At 65.4% G+C, this 20142-nt stretch carries 16 protein-coding genes and 1 pseudogene; 6 read left to right on the top strand and 11 right to left on the bottom strand.

Annotation, left to right across the window (positions count from 1 at the left end):
* Window position 1 precedes the first annotated feature (1 nt).
* The 7 genes from ACSMDR_RS05965 to ltnD form a co-directional block, all read right to left on the bottom strand.
* The gene (locus tag ACSMDR_RS05965) at window positions 2-895 is read right to left on the bottom strand and encodes a DMT family transporter (protein ID WP_436467606.1); all 894 of its coding nucleotides are present in this window, start codon (window positions 893-895) and stop codon (window positions 2-4) included.
* Between the two features lie 148 nt (window positions 896-1043).
* The gene (locus tag ACSMDR_RS05960; RefSeq protein ID WP_436467605.1) at window positions 1044-2546 is read right to left on the bottom strand and encodes a GntP family permease; all 1503 of its coding nucleotides are present in this window, start codon (window positions 2544-2546) and stop codon (window positions 1044-1046) included.
* The gene (denD, locus tag ACSMDR_RS05955) at window positions 2543-3493 is read right to left on the bottom strand and encodes a D-erythronate dehydrogenase (protein WP_436467604.1); all 951 of its coding nucleotides are present in this window, start codon (window positions 3491-3493) and stop codon (window positions 2543-2545) included. The genes ACSMDR_RS05960 and denD overlap by 4 nt, the downstream gene beginning before the upstream one ends.
* A gap of 45 nt (window positions 3494-3538) precedes the next feature.
* On the bottom strand, window positions 3539-4321 hold the full coding sequence (otnI, locus tag ACSMDR_RS05950; protein WP_436467603.1) for a 2-oxo-tetronate isomerase: 783 nt from the start codon (window positions 4319-4321) through the stop codon (window positions 3539-3541).
* Window positions 4322-4382: 61 nt separating this feature from the next.
* The gene (otnC, locus tag ACSMDR_RS05945) at window positions 4383-5015 is read right to left on the bottom strand and encodes a 3-oxo-tetronate 4-phosphate decarboxylase (protein WP_436467602.1); all 633 of its coding nucleotides are present in this window, start codon (window positions 5013-5015) and stop codon (window positions 4383-4385) included.
* A complete protein-coding gene (otnK, locus tag ACSMDR_RS05940; protein ID WP_436467601.1) occupies window positions 5012-6259 on the bottom strand; it encodes a 3-oxo-tetronate kinase in 1248 nt (415 codons plus the stop codon). Before otnK ends, otnC begins: the two co-directional genes overlap by 4 nt.
* Window positions 6256-7158 carry an L-threonate dehydrogenase gene (ltnD, locus tag ACSMDR_RS05935; protein ID WP_436467600.1) on the bottom strand — a complete coding sequence of 301 codons (903 nt, stop codon included), beginning with the start codon at window positions 7156-7158 and terminating at the stop codon, window positions 6256-6258. The genes otnK and ltnD overlap by 4 nt, the downstream gene beginning before the upstream one ends.
* 254 nt (window positions 7159-7412) lie before the next feature.
* Between ltnD and ACSMDR_RS05930 the strand changes: the two genes are divergently transcribed.
* Window positions 7413-8228, top strand: coding sequence for a DeoR family transcriptional regulator (locus tag ACSMDR_RS05930; protein ID WP_436467599.1), 816 nt, complete (start codon window positions 7413-7415; stop codon window positions 8226-8228).
* A gap of 258 nt (window positions 8229-8486) precedes the next feature.
* On the opposite strand, the gene ACSMDR_RS05925 is transcribed toward ACSMDR_RS05930, so the two are convergent.
* The 4 genes and pseudogenes from ACSMDR_RS05925 to ACSMDR_RS05910 form a co-directional block, all read right to left on the bottom strand.
* Window positions 8487-8615: an entericidin A/B family lipoprotein gene (locus tag ACSMDR_RS05925; protein ID WP_005907622.1), complete on the bottom strand. Its 129-nt coding sequence runs from the start codon at window positions 8613-8615 to the stop codon at window positions 8487-8489.
* A gap of 62 nt (window positions 8616-8677) precedes the next feature.
* Complete coding sequence (locus ACSMDR_RS05920; RefSeq protein WP_436467598.1) at window positions 8678-9754, bottom strand: PQQ-dependent sugar dehydrogenase; 1077 nt, start codon at window positions 9752-9754, stop codon at window positions 8678-8680.
* Between the two features lie 154 nt (window positions 9755-9908).
* Window positions 9909-11015 (bottom strand): 3-deoxy-7-phosphoheptulonate synthase, encoded by a 1107-nt coding sequence (locus ACSMDR_RS05915; protein ID WP_436467597.1) that lies wholly within the window; start codon window positions 11013-11015, stop codon window positions 9909-9911.
* Window positions 11016-11236: 221 nt separating this feature from the next.
* A pseudogene (locus ACSMDR_RS05910) lies at window positions 11237-12044 on the bottom strand (siderophore-interacting protein).
* A gap of 386 nt (window positions 12045-12430) precedes the next feature.
* On the opposite strand from ACSMDR_RS05910, the gene ACSMDR_RS05905 reads away from it, so the two are divergent.
* From ACSMDR_RS05905 to amoA, 5 genes are all read left to right on the top strand, one after another.
* Window positions 12431-13591: an isochorismate synthase gene (locus ACSMDR_RS05905; protein WP_436467596.1), complete on the top strand. Its 1161-nt coding sequence runs from the start codon at window positions 12431-12433 to the stop codon at window positions 13589-13591.
* A gap of 76 nt (window positions 13592-13667) precedes the next feature.
* On the top strand, window positions 13668-15338 hold the full coding sequence (locus ACSMDR_RS05900; protein ID WP_436467595.1) for a (2,3-dihydroxybenzoyl)adenylate synthase: 1671 nt from the start codon (window positions 13668-13670) through the stop codon (window positions 15336-15338).
* Window positions 15339-15361: 23 nt separating this feature from the next.
* Window positions 15362-16273: an amonabactin biosynthesis bifunctional protein AmoB gene (gene amoB, locus ACSMDR_RS05895; protein WP_436467594.1), complete on the top strand. Its 912-nt coding sequence runs from the start codon at window positions 15362-15364 to the stop codon at window positions 16271-16273.
* Window positions 16270-19359, top strand: a complete 3090-nt coding sequence (gene amoF / locus ACSMDR_RS05890) for an amonabactin biosynthesis non-ribosomal peptide synthetase AmoF (protein WP_436467593.1) — start codon at window positions 16270-16272, stop codon at window positions 19357-19359. The genes amoB and amoF overlap by 4 nt, the downstream gene beginning before the upstream one ends.
* A 20-nt stretch (window positions 19360-19379) precedes the next feature.
* Complete coding sequence (gene amoA, locus ACSMDR_RS05885; RefSeq protein WP_436468206.1) at window positions 19380-20129, top strand: amonabactin biosynthesis protein AmoA; 750 nt, start codon at window positions 19380-19382, stop codon at window positions 20127-20129.
* Window positions 20130-20142 lie beyond the last annotated feature (13 nt).

Here is a 20142-nt window from a genome sequence, read left to right as displayed (position 1 = left end):
ATCAGGAGGTTGCGTCGGGCAAAGGCGTCGCCTGTTTGACCTGGTTTGCCTTCATGCCGAGCAGGGCTCCCCCCAGGATCAGCGTGCCGGCCAGCATGTGGCGCAGGGTCAGCTCTTCGCCATTGAGCCAGACCAGCAACAGGGTGCTGAGCAGTGGCGTCAGGTAGGAGAGGGCGCCGATGCGGCGGGGATCCCCGTCCCGCAGTGCCAGATACCAGGTGACGAAGGCTGCGCCCATGGGCCCCAGGGCCAGGCCTATGATGAGGGCCCAGTCACCGGCCGGTATGGCCGTCAGGGGCAGGGGGCCCTCCAGCCACCAGGCCGTCAGCAGGGCGAGCAGACCTGCGGGCAGGCAGGCGGCTGCCACCATCACCGCCGGGGCGGCGGGCAGGCGCCGTGACAATACCGAATAGCCGCCCCAGATGATGGCGGCGCCCAGGGCCAGCAGATAGCCGGGCAGATAAGCATATTGCAGTTGCAGTTCGCCATTGACCATCACCAGCACGCTGCCAGCCAGCCCCAGCAGTCCCGCCAGCAGGTGGTGGCCTTGCAGGGGATGGCCGGGTAGCAACAGCGGGGTGAACAGTATGATGAACAGCGGCCACAGATAGTTGATGAGATTGGCCTCAAGCACGGGGGCGTGGCGAAAGCTCATAAACAGCAGCAGGTGATAGCAGAGCAGGGCCGTGATGGTGACCAGCCAGGTGACGGGGCTGGCGCGCCACTGGCGCCAGAACGGCAAGGCGCCTGCACCGCAGAAAAAGAGCACCAAGCCTACCAGCACCAGGGGAGAGACGCTGGTCACCCGGGAGGTGAGTGCGGCCAGGGAGGCCCACAGCAAGATGGTGAGCAGGGCAAAACCGGTGGAGCGATCGCGCAGGGGCGAACCAGACATCTTCCAATCCTTGTGAGAGAAGCCAGAGAGGGGGCCAGTCTAGCAGACGGGCCCCCTCTCTCCTATGTCTGCCGACCTTGGGTCGGGCAGGCTTTCTCATCCATTCATTCGTCGGTCTGTGATGCCCGGCAAGTTGCCCGAGCCTGACTCAAGGTTGACGCACCGGCGCCGGGCCAGGCAACCCCAGCGGCTGGCGACGCACCCCCCAGATGATGAGGGCCAGCACCAGCAGGGGCAGCACGGGGTCGAACCAGGTGCCCCCCGAGCCGAACAGCAGGTTGAGCAGGGCGACCCCGGTTCCGCCTATGGCCCAGGCGATGGTGGTCGGGATGGACCAGACGATCATCTGTTGTTTCACGTCCGAGATGCCCATCATGCGGTTCACGACCCAGAACAGGCTGTCGTTGAAGTAACCGAAGAAGAGGGATCCCATGGTCGCGGCCTGGGCGGCGAGCAGCATGTTGACCCCGGGGATCTGCGCCAGTATGGGGGCCGAGATGGAGGCCGCGGTCACCATGGCGACCGTGCCTGACCCCTGGATGAGCCGCACCAGAGTGGCGACGATGAAGGGGATCAGAATGGGGGAGATGGGCAGCCCCGCTATCTGCTCGGCGAGCTGGTTGCCGGCCCCGCTGTCGCGCAATACGGCACCCAGGGCGCCACCGGCACCGGTGACCAGCAGTATGATGCCCGCGGACTGCAGACCCTCTTCGAGATGCTCGGCGGTGGCGTGACGATCCAGGTGCGGCACCAGGGTATAGACGGCCAGCAAGACGCTGATGGCCAGCGCTATGATGGGGGTACCGATGAAGCCAATTCCTTGCACCAGCGGGTTGCTGCCGAGGGATTCAAACCCCGCGATAGTGGCTAGTGTGGTAAGCATCGCCTTGCAGAAGATGAGGACGATGGGCACCAGGATCGGCAGCAGGGAGAGGGTCAGGCTTGGCAGCACTTTGCCCTCTTTCTCCTTGAGGTACTGCTCATAGGTCACCTGCAGCTCGTCCTGGCTCTTTATCGCCTGCTGGCCAAACTCCGGGTACTTTTTGTCGAGCCACTGGGCGTAGAGGACGATGCCGATGACGCAAGGCACCGCCAGGCACATGCCGGTCAGCAGCATGGCGCCAATGTCGACCCCGAACAGACCCGCCACCCCGAGCGGACCCGGTGTGGGGGGTACGGTATGGTGAGTTACCACCAGACCACCGGCCAGGGCCACCCCCAGCGTCAGCAGGGAGCGTTTGCCACTCTTGGCCAGCGCCTTGGCCACCGGGAACAGAATGACGAAGGCGGAATCGACGAAGATGGGGATGCTGACGATATAGCCAGTGATGGCCAGCGCCCACTCTTCCCGTCGTTTGCCGAGCCACTTGATGAAGCTGTAGGCGATCTGTTCGGCCGCGCCCGACACCTCGAGCAGGCGACCCATCATGACCCCGAGGCCGATGACGATGCCGATGCTGCCGAGGGTGGAGCCAAAGCCCTGGGTGATGACGGTGAGGGTCTTGTCGATGCTCATGCCGCCGGTGACCCCGGCGATGCAGGCCGCGGCCAGCATGGCGATCAGGGCGTGAACCCGGGTGCGCAGCACCAGGAAGACCAGGGCAAATACCGCGATGATGAGCCCTATGATGGGGGTAGGTATATCGATCATGATGCCTCCTGCATGTCATGGGTGATAAAGCTGTCGATGATGTCGGCGAACGTCCTGTCCGCCACGAAGCCAAGCTCGCTGGCGCGGGCATTGTCGATGCGGCCGGGCCAGCTCGCGACGATGCGCTCGATGGCGGGATCCGGCGTCATGGTGACTCTGTCCAGTGCCGCCTGACCCCCCAATCTGTGCAGGGCGGCCAGCATCTCGTCGACCGTGACGCTGATGCCGGGCAGGTTGATGCTGCGCCAGCCGATCGGCGGGCTCAGGGTCGCGGCGGTGAGGAAGTTCGCCACCACTGTGGCCGGGCTCGACAACCAGAGTCGCAGGGCGGGGGAGACCGGACACTGGGTCCCCTCTCCTTGCAACGGCTCGCGGATGATGGCGCTCACGAAGGAGGAGGCTGCGCGGTTCGGCTTGCCGGGGCGCACGCAGATGGTGGGCAGACGCAGCACCAGGCCATCCACATAGCCTTTGCGGCTGTAGTCGTTGACCAAGAGCTCCCCCATCGCCTTCTGGGCACCGTAGGAGCTGGTGGGCGTGAGGGCCGTGCCGTCGTCCACCTGCTCGGGCAGGGGGCCGCCGTACACCGCGAGCGAGCTGGTGAAGATGAAGCGGATGCCAGGGCGGGCGTGGCGGCACGCCTCCAGCAGGGTGCGGGTGGTGTCCAGGTTGACACGCCAACCCAGATCGAAATCCTGCTCGGCGTGGCTGCTGACGATGGCGGCCAGGTGATAGACGATCCCTGTCTCCTTGGTGATCAGGGTCTCGGCCACCCCGGGGGCGGTCAGATCCCCTTGCAGGCAGCGAACCCTAGGGTCGGGCAGCGGGCTCATCGGCATCTGTATGTCCACCAGCAGCAGTTCGCTGAAGGGGAGAGGTCCTTGCAACAGGGCTCGGGCCAGACGCTGGCCAAGAAAGCCGCCGCCGCCCGTGATGATGATCTGCATCTTGTTATCCTCAGACTCGTTCGTGTGTGTGTCGTTCTTGTTGTGTTATTGCGACTGCCATTGGCGCAGCCAGCCAAGACCTGCCCGGGTACCAGCCTTGGGGTGGTATTCGCAGCCGATCCAGTCCCGGTAACCTGCCGCCTGCAGCGCCGCCAGCAGGTGGGGATAGTGGATCTCCCCCCGATCCGGCTCGTGGCGATCCGGGACAGAGGCTATCTGGACATGGCCGATGGCCGTGCCGAGCTTGCCGATGAGCCGGGTCAGGTCCCCGTCCATGATCTGGGCGTGGTAGAGATCGAGCTGCACCGCGACATTGGGCCTGTCTATCTCTTCCACCAATGCCAGGGCATCGAGCTGGTGGGCCAGGAAGTAACCGGGGACATCCCGGCTGTTGAGGGGTTCGAGCAGCACCTTGATGTTGTCCGCTGCCAGGTAGTCGGCGGCGAAGCGGATATTCTCTATCAGGGTCTGGCGATGGGCGGCCAGGGAGTGAGCCGGGTCAATCAGGCCGCTCATGGCATGTACCTTCTTGCAGCCGAGCGCCAGGGCGTAGTCACGTACCCTGGGCAGCTGGGCGCGAAACTCCGCTTCCCGGCCCGGGATGGCGGCCATGCCGCGCTCTCCGGCCGCCCAGTTCCCGGCGGGCATGTTGAACAGGGCCTGGGTGAGACCATTCTCCCGCAGCTGGCGGGCCAGTTCGGCAGCCGGCCACTCGTAGGGAAACAGGCACTCCACGGCCTCAAAGCCTTCGGCGCGGGCTGCCGCGAAGCGCTCGATAAAAGGCAGCTCGGTAAACAGCATGGTCAGGTTGGCGGCAAACTTGCTCATGGGGTGATCTTCCTCAATGCGTTGTGCTCGTGTCGGGTCAGAGGGGCGTACCAGGGCTGGCTCATGGCTTCATCCTCCTCAATTCGGTGATCTCGGGTTCGCTCAGGTAACGGATGGACTGGCCTTGCAGCAGCAGGGCCAGGCGGGCCGTCTCCTCCAGCTCTTCCATGTTGTTGACCGCCTCCACCAGGTTCTTGCCCATCACCACGGGGCCGTGGTTGGCGAGCAGGAAGGCGCCGGCATCTTGGGCGCGGCGGCCCAGCTCCTCGGCGATGCGCTCATCTCCCGGCCGGTAGTAGGGGATGAGCGGCAGGCTGCCGACCCGCATCACGTAGTAGGGGGTGAAGGGGCGGATCACGTTGGCCGGATCCAGCCCATCGAGGCAGGAGAGGGCGGTCAGGTGGGTGCAGTGCAGGTGCACCACCGCCTGGCAATCCGGGTTGTTGTGGTAGAGCGCGAGGTGGAAGGCCACCTCCTTGGAGGGGTGATCCCCCCCCAGGAGCTCGCCGCTCATGCTCACTTTCGAGAGGCTCTCTGGGGTGAGCCTGCCCAGGCAAGAGCCGGTCGGAGTGGCGATGAGGGTGCCATCGGGCAGCCGGGCCGAGAGATTGCCCGCCCCGCCGGTGGCATAGCCCCGCTCGAACAGAGAGGCTCCCAGCATCACCATGGTTTCACGTAAGGCCTGTTCACTCATTGCCATGCCTCCTGGGCCGTAGAGAAGAAGTGTTCGTCACCGAAGTTGCCGGACTTGAGTGCCAGGGAGAGGGGTCTGCCGATGGCCCGCACCCAGGGCACTCCGGGCGCTATCTGCGGGCCAATGTGGAACGCCGAGAGCCCCAGGGCCTGAGTGACCCGACTCGAGGTCTCGCCGCCGGCGATGATGAGGTTGCTGACCCCGGCAGCCACCAGCAGGCGGGCCACGGCGGCGAAGCAGGTTTCCACCGCGTCGCTGGCGGCCTGAGCCCCATGTTGGCGCTGGATCTCGCTCAGGGTCTCGGGCGTGGTGGTGGCATAGAGCAGGGGCGCCGGGCCTTCCCCCTGGCTCAGCAGCCAGTCGGCAAGTCGGGCCGGGTAGGCGGGATCCGTGAGACAGGCCTCCACCGACAGGGCCTGGCTCGGTGCCAGCGTGCGATAGTGGGCTACCTGACGATTGGTCATCTGGGAGCAGGAGCCGGACAAGATGGCGCAGCGCCCCGGCTGGGGGTGGCCTGATGCCCGGGCCGTCTCGGCCTGGCCCTTGCCAAGGATCCGGGCCAGGCCGATGGCGAGCCCGGAGCCCCCCGTGACCAGGGGCCAGTCGCGCACGGCGGCGGCAATATCCAGCAGGTGCTGCTCGGTCAGGGTATCGACCACGGCGTAGCGATAGCCATCTTCCCTGAGGGTGGTCAGGGCGGCGGCAATGGCGGCGGGCCCGGCCGCTATGGTATTGAAGGGCACCAGGCCGGTGCGTCCGCGTCCCTGGGCATCCATCAACCGCAGCAGATTGCTGTCGGTCATGGGGGTGAGCGGGTGATGGCGCATGCCGGATTCCGCCAGCGGGGTGCGATCCACGAACAGGTTGCCTTGATAGACGGTGCGACCGTTGACTGGCAGAGAGGGGCAGATCAGGGTGAAGTCGCTACCCAGGGCCTCGAGCAGTGCATCCGTGACCGGCCCTATGTTGCCGTGTGCTGTGCTGTCGAAGGTGGAGCAATATTTTTGGTAGATGCGATCGCAACCCTGTTCGCGCAGCCAGGCGAGGGCGGCGAGGGAACTGACCACCGCCTCATCGGCCGGGCAGGAGCGGCTCTTGAGGCTCACCACCAGGGCGTCCGCCTGGGGCAGGACAGCGCTGTCCGGGATTCCAGAGAGTTGCAAGGTGGCGAGGCCATTTTCCACCAGGAAGCCCGCGATGTCGGTGGCGCCGGTGAAATCGTCCGCTATGACCCCGAGTCTCATTGTGCGTCTCCCGGCAGCTGGATCCCGGCATAGGCCTTGATGACGGCGCTGTCGTCCTCCTGGCCGTGACCGGCGTTGCTGGCGCTGAGGAACTGGTGCAGGGCGGCGCTCGCCAGGGGCAGCGGGAAGTTCAGGGCCCGGGCCGTGTCCGCCACCAGGTTGAGATCCTTGACGAAGATGTCCACCGCGGAGCGGGGGCTGTAGTCGCCGCTGATGACCCTGGGCATGCGGTTTTCAAACATCCAGGAGTTGCCGGCGGCCTGGGTGACCACCTCGTACATGAGATCGAGCGGCACCCCGGCGCGGCTCGCCAGTGCCATGGCCTCGGCGGCCACCGCGATGTGCACCCCCGCCAGCAGTTGGTGGATGATCTTGACCGTGCTGCCCTGGCCCGGTTGTTCGCCGATGACGAAGACCCGGCTCGCCACCGCATCGAGCACGGGTTGCAGCCGCTCGAAGGCGGCCCTGGCGCCCGAGGCCATCACCACCATCTCTCCCGCCTCGGCCTTGACCGCGCCGCCTGAGACGGGGGCATCGAGCACCAGCAGATCCTGGGCTTCGAGTTCGGCGGCGATGGCTTTCGCCTCCTCGCTGGCGATGGTGGCGCTGATCATCACGGCCGTGCCCGGCCTGAGGCGGCGGGCCAGCCCCTCTTCGCCGAGCAGGATGCGGCGCACCTGGGTGGCATTGACCACCAGCAGCAGCACGGCATCGAGCCGGTCGGCGATGGCGTGGGCATTCGCCCCGACACTGGCGGCGCCGGCGGCGGCGAGCCGCTCGCGGGCGGCCGGGGCCAGGTCTATGCCATGGGTCTGCAACCCTGCCCGCAGGCAGGAGAGGGCGGCGCCCATGCCCATGGCGCCAAGGCCGATGACGGCAACCTGATAAGGGTGAGACATGCTGAGTTCCTCTATGCGACGACGTATGGGCTCATAGTAGGGGCTAATGGCGGTGAAATATCGGGCGCAAATCACAAAATTTAACTCAATTACTGTTATTTTTTGTGATTCGATTCAGTTGGCCCCTTTCGTGAGGGCGTTGGCTGGGGGTTTGATGTGATTTAATGTTAATTTCAGTGGCCACGATGAACTTTTATCATTTTTTACCATGCCGTTGGGCTAGAATGGCGACGCCACTGACAGGAGGAGGCCCCATGATCCCCATAGAACGACAGCAACAGATATTGCACCTGCTGGCCGAGCGCGGCGTGGTCAGCATACTGGAGCTCACCGAGCGGCTCGATGTTTCCCACATGACGGTGCGCCGGGATATCCAGAAGCTGGAGCAGCAGGGGCGGGTGCTGTCGGTCTCCGGCGGGGTCAGTCTGGCCGAGCGCATCACCAGCGAACCCTCCCACGCCGCCAAGCGCAGCCTGATGCAGGAGGCCAAGCTGGCCATCGCCCGCTTGGCCGCGGAGCAGGTGACGGCGGGCAGTACCGTCTATCTGGATGCGGGCACCACCTCCCTGGAGCTGGCCCGGGAGCTGGCGCTGCGCGATGACCTCATGATAGTGACCAACGACTTCATGGTGTGTGCCTACCTGATCGAGCATGGCCTGGGGCGGCTCTATCACACCGGCGGCATGGTGATCCGCGACAACCAGTCCTGCGCCGGGGAGGCGACGGCCCACTTCCTGAGCAACCTGCATCTGGATATCGCCTTCTTGTCATCCTCTTCATGGGATCTGCATGGCATCTCGACGCCGAATGAGGAGAAGGTGCCGGTCAAGCGCGCCGTGGTAGAGGCGGCCTCGACCCGTATCCTCATCTGCGATTCCTCCAAATATGGCAAGGTAGGGACTTTCAAGGTGGTGGGCTGGGAAGCCATCGATCAGGTGATAACGGATGACAGGCTGGCCCAGAATGCCAGGGATATGCTGGCCCAGCACGGGGTCCAGTTGTCTCTGGTAAGCCTGGGCGCGGATCCCTTTACTCAGGCCAGTACAAGGGGCTCTTCCCCGGTGCGCTAGATTTTCGCTTCCATGGTCTGACGCTGTGGCGCCGTCATCGAGGGTCCCCGGCAAGCAGTAGCAGGGAGGGGAATGCTGACAGAAAAAGGCCGTGAAGGGGTCAACAGGGGAGTCTGGTTGGCAGCAGGCCAATGCAGCGCGGAAACGGGCTCTTTCCCTTGGCCGCGCAAAACGCGGTGGCAAACCCAGGCGGTCAGTGTTGCGTGATGGGATAGGAGAGGGAGAGCCAGGCGGCAGCCGGGTACCGCCCGACTTGGACTATTTGTCGGCGCTCTTTTGGATTTTCTCGCCGACCTTCTCGACATCTTTGCCCATGCCGCTCATGGTGTTGCAAGCGAACAGCAGAGCGCAGCAGAAGATAATCGTCAGGGTTTTCAGGGATGTCATCATTGTGCTCCTTGTACAAGTGAGAGGAATGCCAGCAACTTCGAGTCTAGTCGAGGTGGGGCTCAGGGGGTCACACGTAGCAGCTTGCCCGCCGCACTATCGGTGAGCAGATAGAGGGCGCCATCCGGTCCCTCTTTGATGGTGCGGATCCGCTCTCCTCGCTCGGTCAGCAGAGCCCGCTCGGCGATGATGCTGTCGCCAGCCAGGGTCAGCTCGACCAGTTTCTGACCCCGCAGGGCACCGATAAAGAGCTTGTCCTGCCATTGGGGGTAGTGATTTCCCGAATGGAACAGCATGCCTGACGGGGCGATGGAGGGGACCCAGACCTTGAGCGGGCCCGTCAGGCCGGGGGCAGAACCGCCCTCGCCAATCTTGCCGCCGCCATACTCCTCGCCAAAGCTGACTCTGGGCCAGCCATAGTTGTTTCCCCTCTCTATCAGGTTGACCTCATCCCCGCCCTGGGGGCCGTGCTCGTGGGCCCAGAACTGCCTGGCCACAGGCCGCCAGGCCGCCCCCTGCATGTTGCGATGGCCCAGACTCCAGATCTCGGGCAGGGCGCCCCGCGTGTGAATGAAGGGGTTGTCATGCGGCACGCTGCCGTCCCGGTTGAGACGGACCGTCTTGCCGAGGTGATTGTCGAGACGCTGGGCCTGGTCACGATAATGGAAGCGATCGCCGAGGGTAATGTAGAGCAGGCCATCGCTCCCCAGCACCAGACGGGACCCGAAGTGGGCACCGCCCGACACCTTGGGGCGCTGGCTGAACAGGGGTTGCAGGGAGACCAGGCGATCGTCTTGCAGCCTGGCCCGGGCGACGGCGGTGCTGCTGCCCCCAGGCCCGGGTTCGCTGTAGCTGAAATAGAGCCAGCCCTCATCATCTTGCGCCAGATCGAGCAGGCCTCCCTGGCCCTCGGCTGCTATCTCGGGCAGGCCAGCTACCGGATGACGCTGACCATCGGCGCTGATGCGCAGCAGGCGGCCGGGTCGTTCGCTCACCAGCAGATCGCCGCCGGGCAGGAAAGCCAGCCCCCAGGGATGCACCAACCCCTGGTCCACGATCTCGACCTTGAGCGGGCTTGCCCCGGGCAGGGGGGCCAGGGTAAAGCAGAGCAGCAGACAGAGGGTGAAGCGCAGCAGCATGGGAGACCCTGGATGAAGGGGAACATCGGCCAAGTATAGAGGTGGGGGCGCAGCCTGCTCCGGGTCTGGTATGGCGCCGTTATGGGGAGGACTCATGGCCGTCGGGCATGGAGGGCCGGCACAGCCTTCATTCGGGCGGCGCCAGCTGTCGAGGTCATCCGGCGAGCTGGGCATCCCACTGGGGGAGTTGTGCTCTCTCTGCCTGGTGCTGACGGCGCCGATCCGACACGGCATCGGCCAGCATGGTGAGCAGGTGCAGACTGTCATCCCAATGAAGGCAGGCATCGGTCACTGACTGGCCGTAAGTGAGCTCGCTCAAGGGGGCGGGGGCCTGGCTGCCTTCGATCAGGAAGCTCTCGGCCATGACGGCAGCGATGGCCTGGCTACCTTCGGCCAGCTGATGGCAGATCGCTTCGGCCACCCTGAGCTGGTTCTTGTGCAGTTTCTGGCTGTTGCCGTGGCTGCAATCGACCATGAGCCGTTCATTGAGCCCTTGCTGGCGCAGCTGCGTGGCGGCGGCCTCCACATCGGCCTTGTGGTAATTGGGATGGGCTCCCCCCCGCAATATGATGTGGCCAGCATCATTGCCTTCACTGCGGATCACGACCATGCCGCCCTGGCTACCGGGCGCCGTGAACAGGTGGGAGGCCCGGCTCGCCTGGATGGCATCCATAGCGACCCGGACATTGCCATCTGTGCCGTTCTTGAAACCGACCGGGCAGGGCAGGGCGGAGGCGAGTTGACGATGGACCTGGGACTCGGTGGTGCGGGCACCGATCGCTCCCCAGCTGATGAGGTCGGCGAGATAGAGGAAACTGGTGGTATCGAGAAACTCGGTGGCGGTGGCCAGGCCCAGCTCGCCAATGTCGAGCAGGAGCTGGCGCGCCAGTCGCAGACCCAGGTCGAGATCATGGCTGCCATCCAGATGGGGATCGAAAACCAACCCTTTCCAGCCCACTGTGGTACGCGGCTTTTCGAAGTAGGCCCGCATCACTATCTGCAGACGATCACCATACTGCTCGGCCAGAGGGGCCAGCCGCCTGGCATAATCGAGAGCGGCGTTGGGATCGTGCAGGGAACAGGGGCCTATCACCACCAGCAGGCGGTCGTCTGCACCGCTCAGAATGTCGCTGACCTGCTGACGATGCCGTGCAATCCGGGTCTGCATGGGGGCCGGGCAAGGGTGTTGTGCCAAGAGTTCGGCCGGGGTGGGGAGTGCTGTCACTGCGCAGGCACGCATTACCGAGTTCAAGACTGCCATCAGGGTTACCTTGTGATGCGAACGGAATAGAAGGCGTTGGGTGCAGCACAGATCTTGTGCTGTTGATGGGGCTAAACCAATATCTTAATTGAGAGTGATTATCATTATCTTGTTTTATGTCCGACATGCAAGCACTAACGAGAGGCGCATCAAAATGGGGGGCTGAAACCAGCAGAGCCCGGGCTGGCACAGCGCGGGCCCTGACAGGAACTGATGGAAGATCAGCTGTCCATCACGTCGTGGCGGTCATGATGGTAAGCCTCTTCATCCTTGCCATGGCGCCAGTAGGGCACGGCATAGACACGGCTGCGATCCACCTCCAGGGTACGCCTGACGTGGCGACGCATGGGCACGACTAGTCCCTCTTCACCACCGAACCAGAAGTAACTCCGATCGCTCGCCATGGGCAGGCTGGTGAAGTAGTCCACCAGTGCTCCGGGTCTGATCCGGATTGCCGATAAACCAGCGCAGGCTGACTCCAGCTGGCAGAGGAATATCCAGGATCTCCTGTTCATGGGGCACCAGCAGGGCTATGTGGCCCTTGGCCTCGGGCGCCATCACCTCCGCCATGGCGCAGATGGCGGGCAGGGAGGTGAGATCCCCCACCATGTAGTAGTGGTCGGCGCGTTGCAGCATCGGATTGGGGCCACCGGGGCCCGAGATGGCGAGTCTGTCCCCCGGCTTGACATTGAGGGCAAATTGGCTGGCCGGGCCCGTCTCGCCATGGAGCGCGAAGTCGATATCCAGCTCCAGCACCTCGGGGCGAAAGGCGCGAATGGTGAAGGTGCGCATGATGGGCCTCTGGCTCGGATCCTCCCAGCGTGGCCCCTGGGGCGTGGGGGTGGGCAGGACGGCATGGGCCTGTCCGGGTTGCGGCAGCATGATCTTGATGTGGGCGCCGCCGCAGGTGAAGGGGTAGTCGGCAAGATCGGGGCCTGTCAGGCAGACTCGGCGCAGGTGGGGGGTAAGATCCTGCACCTGTTTGACGCTGAGCAGGCGGGGACGATTGACCGGAACGGGCTGGGACATGGGAAGACTCCTGGCTGACAATGGCGCTTATTCTTATTTAAATGAAAATAATTATCAATTGCCTGTGGGGTTCTATGTCGGCTGGCTCCTTGTCATTCGCAGCCGTGTTCCCGATCGCCTCTGACCAGGCACTCCCCTCTCTGACACCCGAGGCCAGTCCAGTCATCCTCTGTCGCAACACAGGTTGGGGGAGGCGCCCCTGGCCCAGGGGCTGGCGTCTTGCTGCTTGCCACCCTCTGTCCCTGTACGGCTATATCCCTATAAAGGTTCCAGTTATGTCCCGAGCAAATTCCATTGACCCGGGGATTTCAAAGCGAGTATTTTAGCGCCGCACGATAACGGACTGATAATAGTTATCATTTATAGTCTTATTCGATGGGTGTGAAATGGATACTCAAGTGATGGAAACCCGCGCGCCGCGTCAGGCTGCGACCCCCGACGTCCTGTTCACGTCGAACCAGGGAGAGATCCGGGCCAATGATCTGGGTCAGCCGATCCGAACGCCAGCCAGTGAATGGCCCTTGCTGGCACGGCAGATAGACGCGGCCATGGCGGCCGCCAGGGCCGCAGGCCAGGCCAATCCCCTGCTGATCGGCGCCTTCGCCTTCGATCCCGCCGAACCCTCCTGCCTCTATGTGCCCGGCCAGGTTGAACGCAGCGAGCGCCGCCAGTGCGAACCCGGCCCCCAGGCCGCGAACCAGGCCATTTCGGTGCAGAGCACCCCGGCCGCCGCCGAATTTCAGGCCTCAGTGAGCGCCGCCCTGGATGCGTTCGCCCAGGGACGACTCGCCAAGGTGGTGCTGTCGCGCAAGCTGATCCTTACCCTGCACAAGCCCGCCGATCCCGAGCAGGTGCTGGCCCGGCTGATGACCCAGAACCCCCACGCCTTTCACTTCTCTCTGCCCCTGGATGGGACGCGTCGCCTGCTGGGCGCCAGCCCGGAGCTGCTGCTGCGGGTCAGCGGGGGAGAGGTGTTCACCCACCCCCTGGCGGGCTCGGCCAGACGGGCGAGCGATCCGCAACAGGACGAGGCGGTGGCCCGGGATCTGCTGGCCTCCCACAAGGATCAGCATGAGCACTGCCTGGTGATCGACGAGATCCGCCGGGTGCTGACCCCCCACTGCCGCGAGCTGGCCATTCCGGCCCATCCCTCCCTGATGAGCACGGATACCCTCTGGCATCTGGGTACCCCCATCGCAGGCCAGCTGCACGGCAGCGAGGCATCGGTGCTGTCACTCGCCTGCCAGCTGCATCCCACCCCGGCCCTGTGCGGTTATCCCACGGATCTCGCGCGCCAGTTCATCCGCGAGCAGGAGCCCTTTCGGCGCGCCCTGTTCAGCGGCATCGTCGGCTGGTGCGACAGCCAGGGCAACGGCGAGTGGGCCGTGGTGATCCGCTGCGGCGTGCTCGATGGCCATCAGGTGGAGCTGTTTGCCGGCGCCGGGATCGTCGCGGGCTCGGATCCCGCCATGGAGTGGGCCGAGACCTGCACCAAGCTGGGGACCATGCTCAAGGCCCTGGGCCTGGATTTGGAGGTGGCGCAATGAGCCAACGTCAATGCCTGGGCTGGCCGAGCGGGCAGCCAAATCTGAAAGCCCTTGGCCTGAGTCCGGAGGTGGCGCAATGAGCGATAGCCGCTGTTTTCTGCCCTATACCCGCTGGCCAGCGGAACTGGCGAATCAATACCGTGCCAAGGGGTACTGGCGCGGCGAGCCGCTGACCGCCATGCTGGCGCGTCAGTGCGAGCTGGCCCCCGATGCCGAGGCCATCCTCTGCGGCGAGCGCCGCTTCAGCTATCGGGCGCTGGACGCCGCCTCGAGCCGGCTGGCCGGGCGTCTGGCCCGCCACGGCCTAGGGGTGGGGGATACCGCCCTGGTGCAGCTCCCCAATGTGGCCGAGTTCTATCTGGTGTTCTTCGCCCTGCTCAAAGCCGGCATAGCGCCGGTCAATGCGCTCTTTAGCCACAACCGGCTGGAGCTGGTGTCCTACGCCGAGCAGATCAAGCCCCGCCTCTTTGTCGGTTCGCTGGCCCATGGCCTGTTCGCCAGCGGGGAGCGCCACAGTGACCTGTTGCGCGTCATCGGCGCCGAACTGGTGCTGCTGGATGGGGACGCGGGAGAGCTGGGGCTGGCTCACTGGCTGAGTGATCTGGCCAGGAGCGAGGCGTTGGCACTCCCCGCCCATGGCCCGACTCCGGCGGACGAGGTGGCCTTCTTCCAGCTATCCGGCGGCAGCACAGGCACCCCCAAGCTTATCCCGCGCACCCATGACGATTACCTCTACAGCGTGCGCCGCAGCAATGAAATCTGTGAATTGGGGCCCCACACCCGCTATCTGTGCGCCCTGCCGGCGCCCCACAACTTCCCCTTGAGCTCCCCGGGAGCTTTGGGGGTGTTCGAGGCGGGCGGCGCCGTGGTGCTCGCACCCGACCCCAGCCCCATCAGCTGTTTCCCGCTGATCGCCCGCCACCGGGTCAACCTCACCTCGCTGGTGCCGCCGGCGGTCTCCCTCTGGCTGCAGGCAGCGGAAGCTGATCCCGCTGCGCGCACTCGGCTCGAGAGCCTCGACTTGCTGCAAGTGGGCGGCGCCAAGCTGGGGGAGGCGGTAGCCAGCAAGATTGGGCCGCTGCTCGGCTGCCGGCTGCAGCAGGTGTTCGGCATGGCGGAGGGGCTGGTCAACTACACCCGGCTCTCTGATCCCGACGAGAAGGTCATTCACACCCAGGGTCGCCCCATGAGCCCGGACGACGAGGTGCGCATCCTCGATGAGGCGGGCAACCCGGTCGCCCCCGGCGAGCCTGGCGCCCTGCACACCCGCGGCCCCTATACCTTCCGCGGTTACTTCCAGAGCCCGGCCCACAACGCCCGGGTGTTCGATGCCGAGGGCTTCTACTGCTCTGGCGACCTGGTGGTACAGGATGCCGATGGTTACCTGACGGTGGTCGGGCGGCAGAAGGATCAGATCAACCGGGGCGGCGAGAAAATAGCGGCGGAAGAGGTGGAAAACCAGCTGCTGCACCATCCGGCCATCACCCATGCGGCCCTGGTCTCCATGCCCGACAGTGCCATGGGGGAGAAGAGCTGCGCCTTTATCGTCAGCACGGATCCCGCCTTGAAGCCGCTGGCCTTGCGCAAGTTTCTGCGCGAGCGCGGGGTGGCGGACTTCAAGCTGCCAGACCGTTTCGAAACCCTGGACGCCCTGCCCATGACGGCGGTGGGCAAGATTGACAAGCAGGGGCTGCGGGCGCGCATTGCGCACACCATCGCCGCCAACCAGCCCCTGACAACAGCATAAAACTAACAAGGAATCATGACGTTATGGCTATCCCAACCCTGAACAACTACGCCATGCCCAGCCAGTGGAAGGCCAACAAGGTCAACTGGTCTCTGGATCCCAAACGCGCCGCCCTGCTGATCCACGACATGCAGGAGTACTTCACCGCCTTCTACGGCGAGAACAGCCCGCTGATGGCGGCGCTCACCGAGCGTCTGGCCGCCGTGCGCAAGCAGTGCAAGGCCCTCGGCATCCCGGTCTTCTACACCGCCCAGCCCAAGGATCAATCCCCCGAAGATCGCGCCCTGCTCAACGACATGTGGGGCCCGGGGCTCAACAAGCGGCCCGAGCAGCAGCAGGTGGTGGCCGCCCTGCGCCCGGAGTCTGACGACACCGTGCTGGTCAAGTGGCGCTACAGCGCCTTCCAGCGCTCCGAGCTCGAGCAGATGCTTGAAAGTCAGGGGCGGGATCAGCTGATCATCGGTGGCATCTACGGCCATATCGGCTGCATGATGACTGCCTGCGACGCCTTCATGCGCGATATCCAGCCTTTCTTCCTGGCGGACGGGGTGGCGGATTTCTCCCTGGCCGATCACCAGATGGCGCTCGACTACGTGGCGACCCGCTGCGGCAAGGTGATCCCCTGCGAGGAGGTGCTGGCCCTTGCCACGGCTTCCGCTTCTGCCGCCCAGCCCACCAATCCCTTGCTGACGTATGAGGGGCTCAAGGCGCGGTTGTTGAGTCACATCGACGAGGACGAAGGGGAGTTTGATCCCGACGAGAACCTCATCGACTACGGTCTGGATTCGGTGCGGATCATGGCCCTGCTCACCGAGTGGCGCGCTGCCGGGGTGGAGCTCGGTTTCGTGGATCTCGCCAAGTTGCCGACCCTCAACGGCTGGTGGCGCCTCATCGAGGCCAGGCTGGCAGCCCAGGCCCTGGAGGTGACCCCATGAACCGCTTCCCCTTGACCATCCCCCAGCAGGGGCTCTGGTCCGGACATCTGCTGAGCGACGACAAGGCGATGTTCAACACCGCCGAGTGCATCGCCTTCGATGGCAAGGTCGAGGCGGTCGTGCTGGCCGCAGCCCTTGCCAAGGCGGTGGGGGAGTGCGAGGCGCTCAAGGGCCACTTCGAAGACGATAAGGAGGCGGTCTGCTTCGTCTCGCACGAGCTGCCCCTGGCCTATGAAGAGGTCTCCCTCGAGCGCGATGACGAGACGCTGGCCCGCGCCTGGGCCCGGGCCGATCTGCGCCGCCCGTTCGAGTTGACCAAAGAGGCGCCCTGCCGCTTCGCCCTGCTGCGCGGCCCCGGCCGCGATTACCTCTACAGCTGCGTGCACCACATCGCCCTCGACGGCTTTGGTACCACCCTGCTGTTCCAGCGCATCGCCGAGCTGTATGCAGAGGGGCTGGCCGGTGAGATGAACTCCCCATCCCCCTTCGGCTCGTTGGCTGAGGTGCTGGCGGAAGAGGCGAGCCGCGAGCAGAGCGGCAAGAACGCCGCCGCCCGCGCCTTCTGGCAGGAGCAGCTGCAAGGCTGGCCCGAGGTGAAGTCTTTTGGTGACACCCGCGCGCCCATCGCCGCCGAGTTTATTCGCGAGAGTCGCCCCTTGCCGGCGGCGCTGTGGCAGGCGCTGACCGGCTTTGCCGACGAGCACAAGCTGGGTTGGCCCGATCTGCTGCTGGCCGGCCTATCGGCCCAGCTCTCCCTTGCCAGTGGCCAGCAACAAACTTTGCTTGGCCTGATGATGATGAACCGCATCGGTTCGGCGTCCCTGACCGTGCCCTGCATGCAGATGAACATCACTCCCCTGGCTCTGGAGCTTGATGACGCGTTGGATCTGGCGGGGGCCGCCGGCGCCGTGGCCAAGGCCAAGCGTGGCGTGCGCAAACACCAGCACTACCGCTACGAGCTGCTGCGCCGCGACCTCGGTCTGGTGGGGGGCGAGAAGCGCTTGTTCGGCCCCCTGGTCAACATCATGCCGTTCGATCACGCCCGTCGCTTCGGGCCGCTCGAAGCCCATATTCTCAATATCAGCGCCGGGCCGGTGGAGGATCTCACCATAGAGGTGCAGGTCGGCGTCGATGGCCAGCCACGCCTGGATCTGGATGCCAACCCCGGCTGCTACCGGCAGGCCGATCTGGCAGCCATCGCCGATACCCTGTTTGCCCTGCTGGGACGCTGGCTGGCGGAGCCCGCCCAGACCCTGGGAGCGCTCAAGGCCGACTGGCTGGCCGAGCAGCGAGCCAGGTCCCTGATCGCCGGCCCCGCCCACGAGGCCATCCAGGTGCGCCCCGTGCTGGAGGCGCTCTGCCACTTCGCCGCCCAGACCCCGGACAAGGTAGCGCTGGAGCAGGGAGAGGCCCGCTTCAGCTACGAGGCGCTGCTGGCCAGATCCGAACAGATGGCGGCCGCCCTGCAGGCCGAAGGCGTCGCCCCCGGCGACAAGGTGGGGGTCATGCTGGCCCGCACCCCCCAGGCCATCTTCGCCCAGCTGGCGGTGCTGCTGGCGGGCGCCGTCTACGTGCCCCTCGATCCCGAGCAGCCCCTGGAGCGCCAGGGCCATATCCTGCGACTGGGGGAGGTCAAGACCCTGATCACCCAGGCCGAGTACCGCCACAAGCTGGCCAGCCTGTTTGAGGGGCGCACCCTGCTGGCGGGGGATCTGGTGAGCGACGATCGGCTCAACCAGCCGGCCGCCGACCACGCCGTCGCCTACCTGATGTTCACCTCGGGTTCGACCGGTCTGCCCAAAGGGGTAGCAGTCAGCCACGGCGCCCTGGATCACTTCGCCGCCGCGGCCCGCTGCCGTTATCACCTGGATGAAGAGGCGCGGATGCTGCAATTCGCCCCCTTCAACTTCGACGCCAGCATCGAGGAGGTGTTCGCTACCTTGAGCGCAGGTGCCACCCTGGTGCTGCGCACCGACGCCCTGCTCGAATCCATGCCCGCCTTTGCGGCCGGGGTGGAGCTGATGGGGATCACCCACCTCGATCTGCCCACCGCGTTCTGGAACGAGTGGGTGGTGGCGCTGACGGCGGGTCAGGCGCACATTCCTGCCAATCTGGCCACCGTCATCATCGGCGGCGAGGCGGTCTACCCCGAGCAGCTGGCCCAGTGGCAGCGCCAGGGCCGCGCCGATGTGCGCCTCTTCAACACCTACGGCCCCACCGAAACGACCGTGGTGGTGACCACCCAGGAGCTGCAACAGGAAGACCCGAACCAGGCCCAGTTGCCCATCGGCCTGCCGCTGCCCGGCATGCAGGCGCTCATCCTGGGGGCAGGGGAGCAACCCGCCAGCGAGGGTGAACTGGTGCTGCTCGGCCCGCAGCTGGCCAACGGCTATGTGGGGGGCGTACAAGGCAGCTTTGGCACCCTGCGGATCGGTGAGGAGAGTGTGCCCGTCTATCGCACCGGCGATCGGGTGCGCCTGGTGGCTGGCCGGCTGGTCTACCTCGGTCGGCGTGACAACGAATTCAAGATAAGCGGCTATCGCATCCAGCCCGGCGAAGTGGAGGCCCAGCTGCTGGCCCTGCCTGGGGTAGACGAGGCGTGCGTGCAGGGGGTGAGCATCGGCAGCGTGCGCCGGCTGGTGGCCTTCGTGGCGGGGCCTGAGCGCGACAGCCGGGCCATCAAGGCGCAGCTCGCCAGGGTGCTGCCTGCCGCCATGATCCCCACCGACTATCGCCACTATGACCAGTTGCCCCGCACCGGCTCCAACAAGCTGGATCGCAAGGCCTTGCTGGCCGCCTACCAGGCGGGGGGCGAAGCTCTGGCCCTTGGCAGCGAGACCGAGAACCGGGTCGGCGCCATCTGGCAGCAGATCCTGGGGCTCGCCACCATGGCGCCCGCCGACAACTTCTTCGAGCTGGGGGGCCAGTCCCTGCAGACCATCCAGATCGTCAACCGGCTCGGCGCCGAGTTCGGGGTGCAGGTCAAGGTCTCCGACGTGTTCGATCACCCGCGCCTCGATGACTTCTGCCGCTTCCTCGACGGCCTGCTTTCCGAGGATGAAGAGAGCGTGGAGATGGTGTGGTGATGAGCAAGGAGCAACAAGTAATGGCCTTTGATTTCACTGGCAAGCGGGTCTGGGTGACCGGGGCCGGGCGCGGCATCGGCCGCGAGGTGGCAACGCAGTTCGTGGCGGCCGGCGCCTGTGTGGTGGGGCTGGATCTGGCGTTTCCCGAAGCCGACTACCCCTATGCCACCCGGCTGCTCGATATCGGCGATTCGAAGGCGGTCAACGCCTGCTGCGCAGCGCTGCTGGCGGACGGCGGGCTCGATGTGCTGGTGAACGGGGCCGGGGTGCTGCGCCTCGGTTCTACCGAAACCTTAAGCGATGACGACTGGCACGACTGCATGACGGTCAACGCCAGCGGCGTCTTTTATCTGCTGCGGGCCCTGGTGCCCCACTTCAAGGGGCAGCGGCGCGGTGCCATCGTTACCATAGGCTCCAACGCCGCCCATGTGCCGCGCATGCAGATGGCGGCCTACTGCGCCTCCAAGGCGGCGGCCACCAGCCTGACCCAGACGGTGGGGCTGGAGCTGGCCCCCTTCGGCGTGCGCGCCAACCTGGTGTCGCCGGGCTCGACGGATACCCCCATGCTGCGGGGCATGCTGCCAAGCGAGGAGGCCATGGCCCGCACCATTGCCGGGTTGCCGGAGCAGTTCAAGCTCGGCATCCCCCTGCGCAAGGTGGCCACCCCGGCGGAGATCGCCCATACCGTCCTCTTCCTGGCCTCGGATCTGGCCAGCCACATCACGCTGCAGGATCTGGTCGTCGACGGTGGCGCCACCCTGAGTGCCTGAGGCTTGAGAAACA

Source organism: Aeromonas molluscorum (assembly GCF_051376105.1).
Taxonomy (GTDB): domain Bacteria; phylum Pseudomonadota; class Gammaproteobacteria; order Enterobacterales; family Aeromonadaceae; genus Aeromonas; species Aeromonas molluscorum.
Note: the sequence above shows the minus strand (reverse complement) of the source record. Positions and strands in the feature narration are given on the sequence as shown.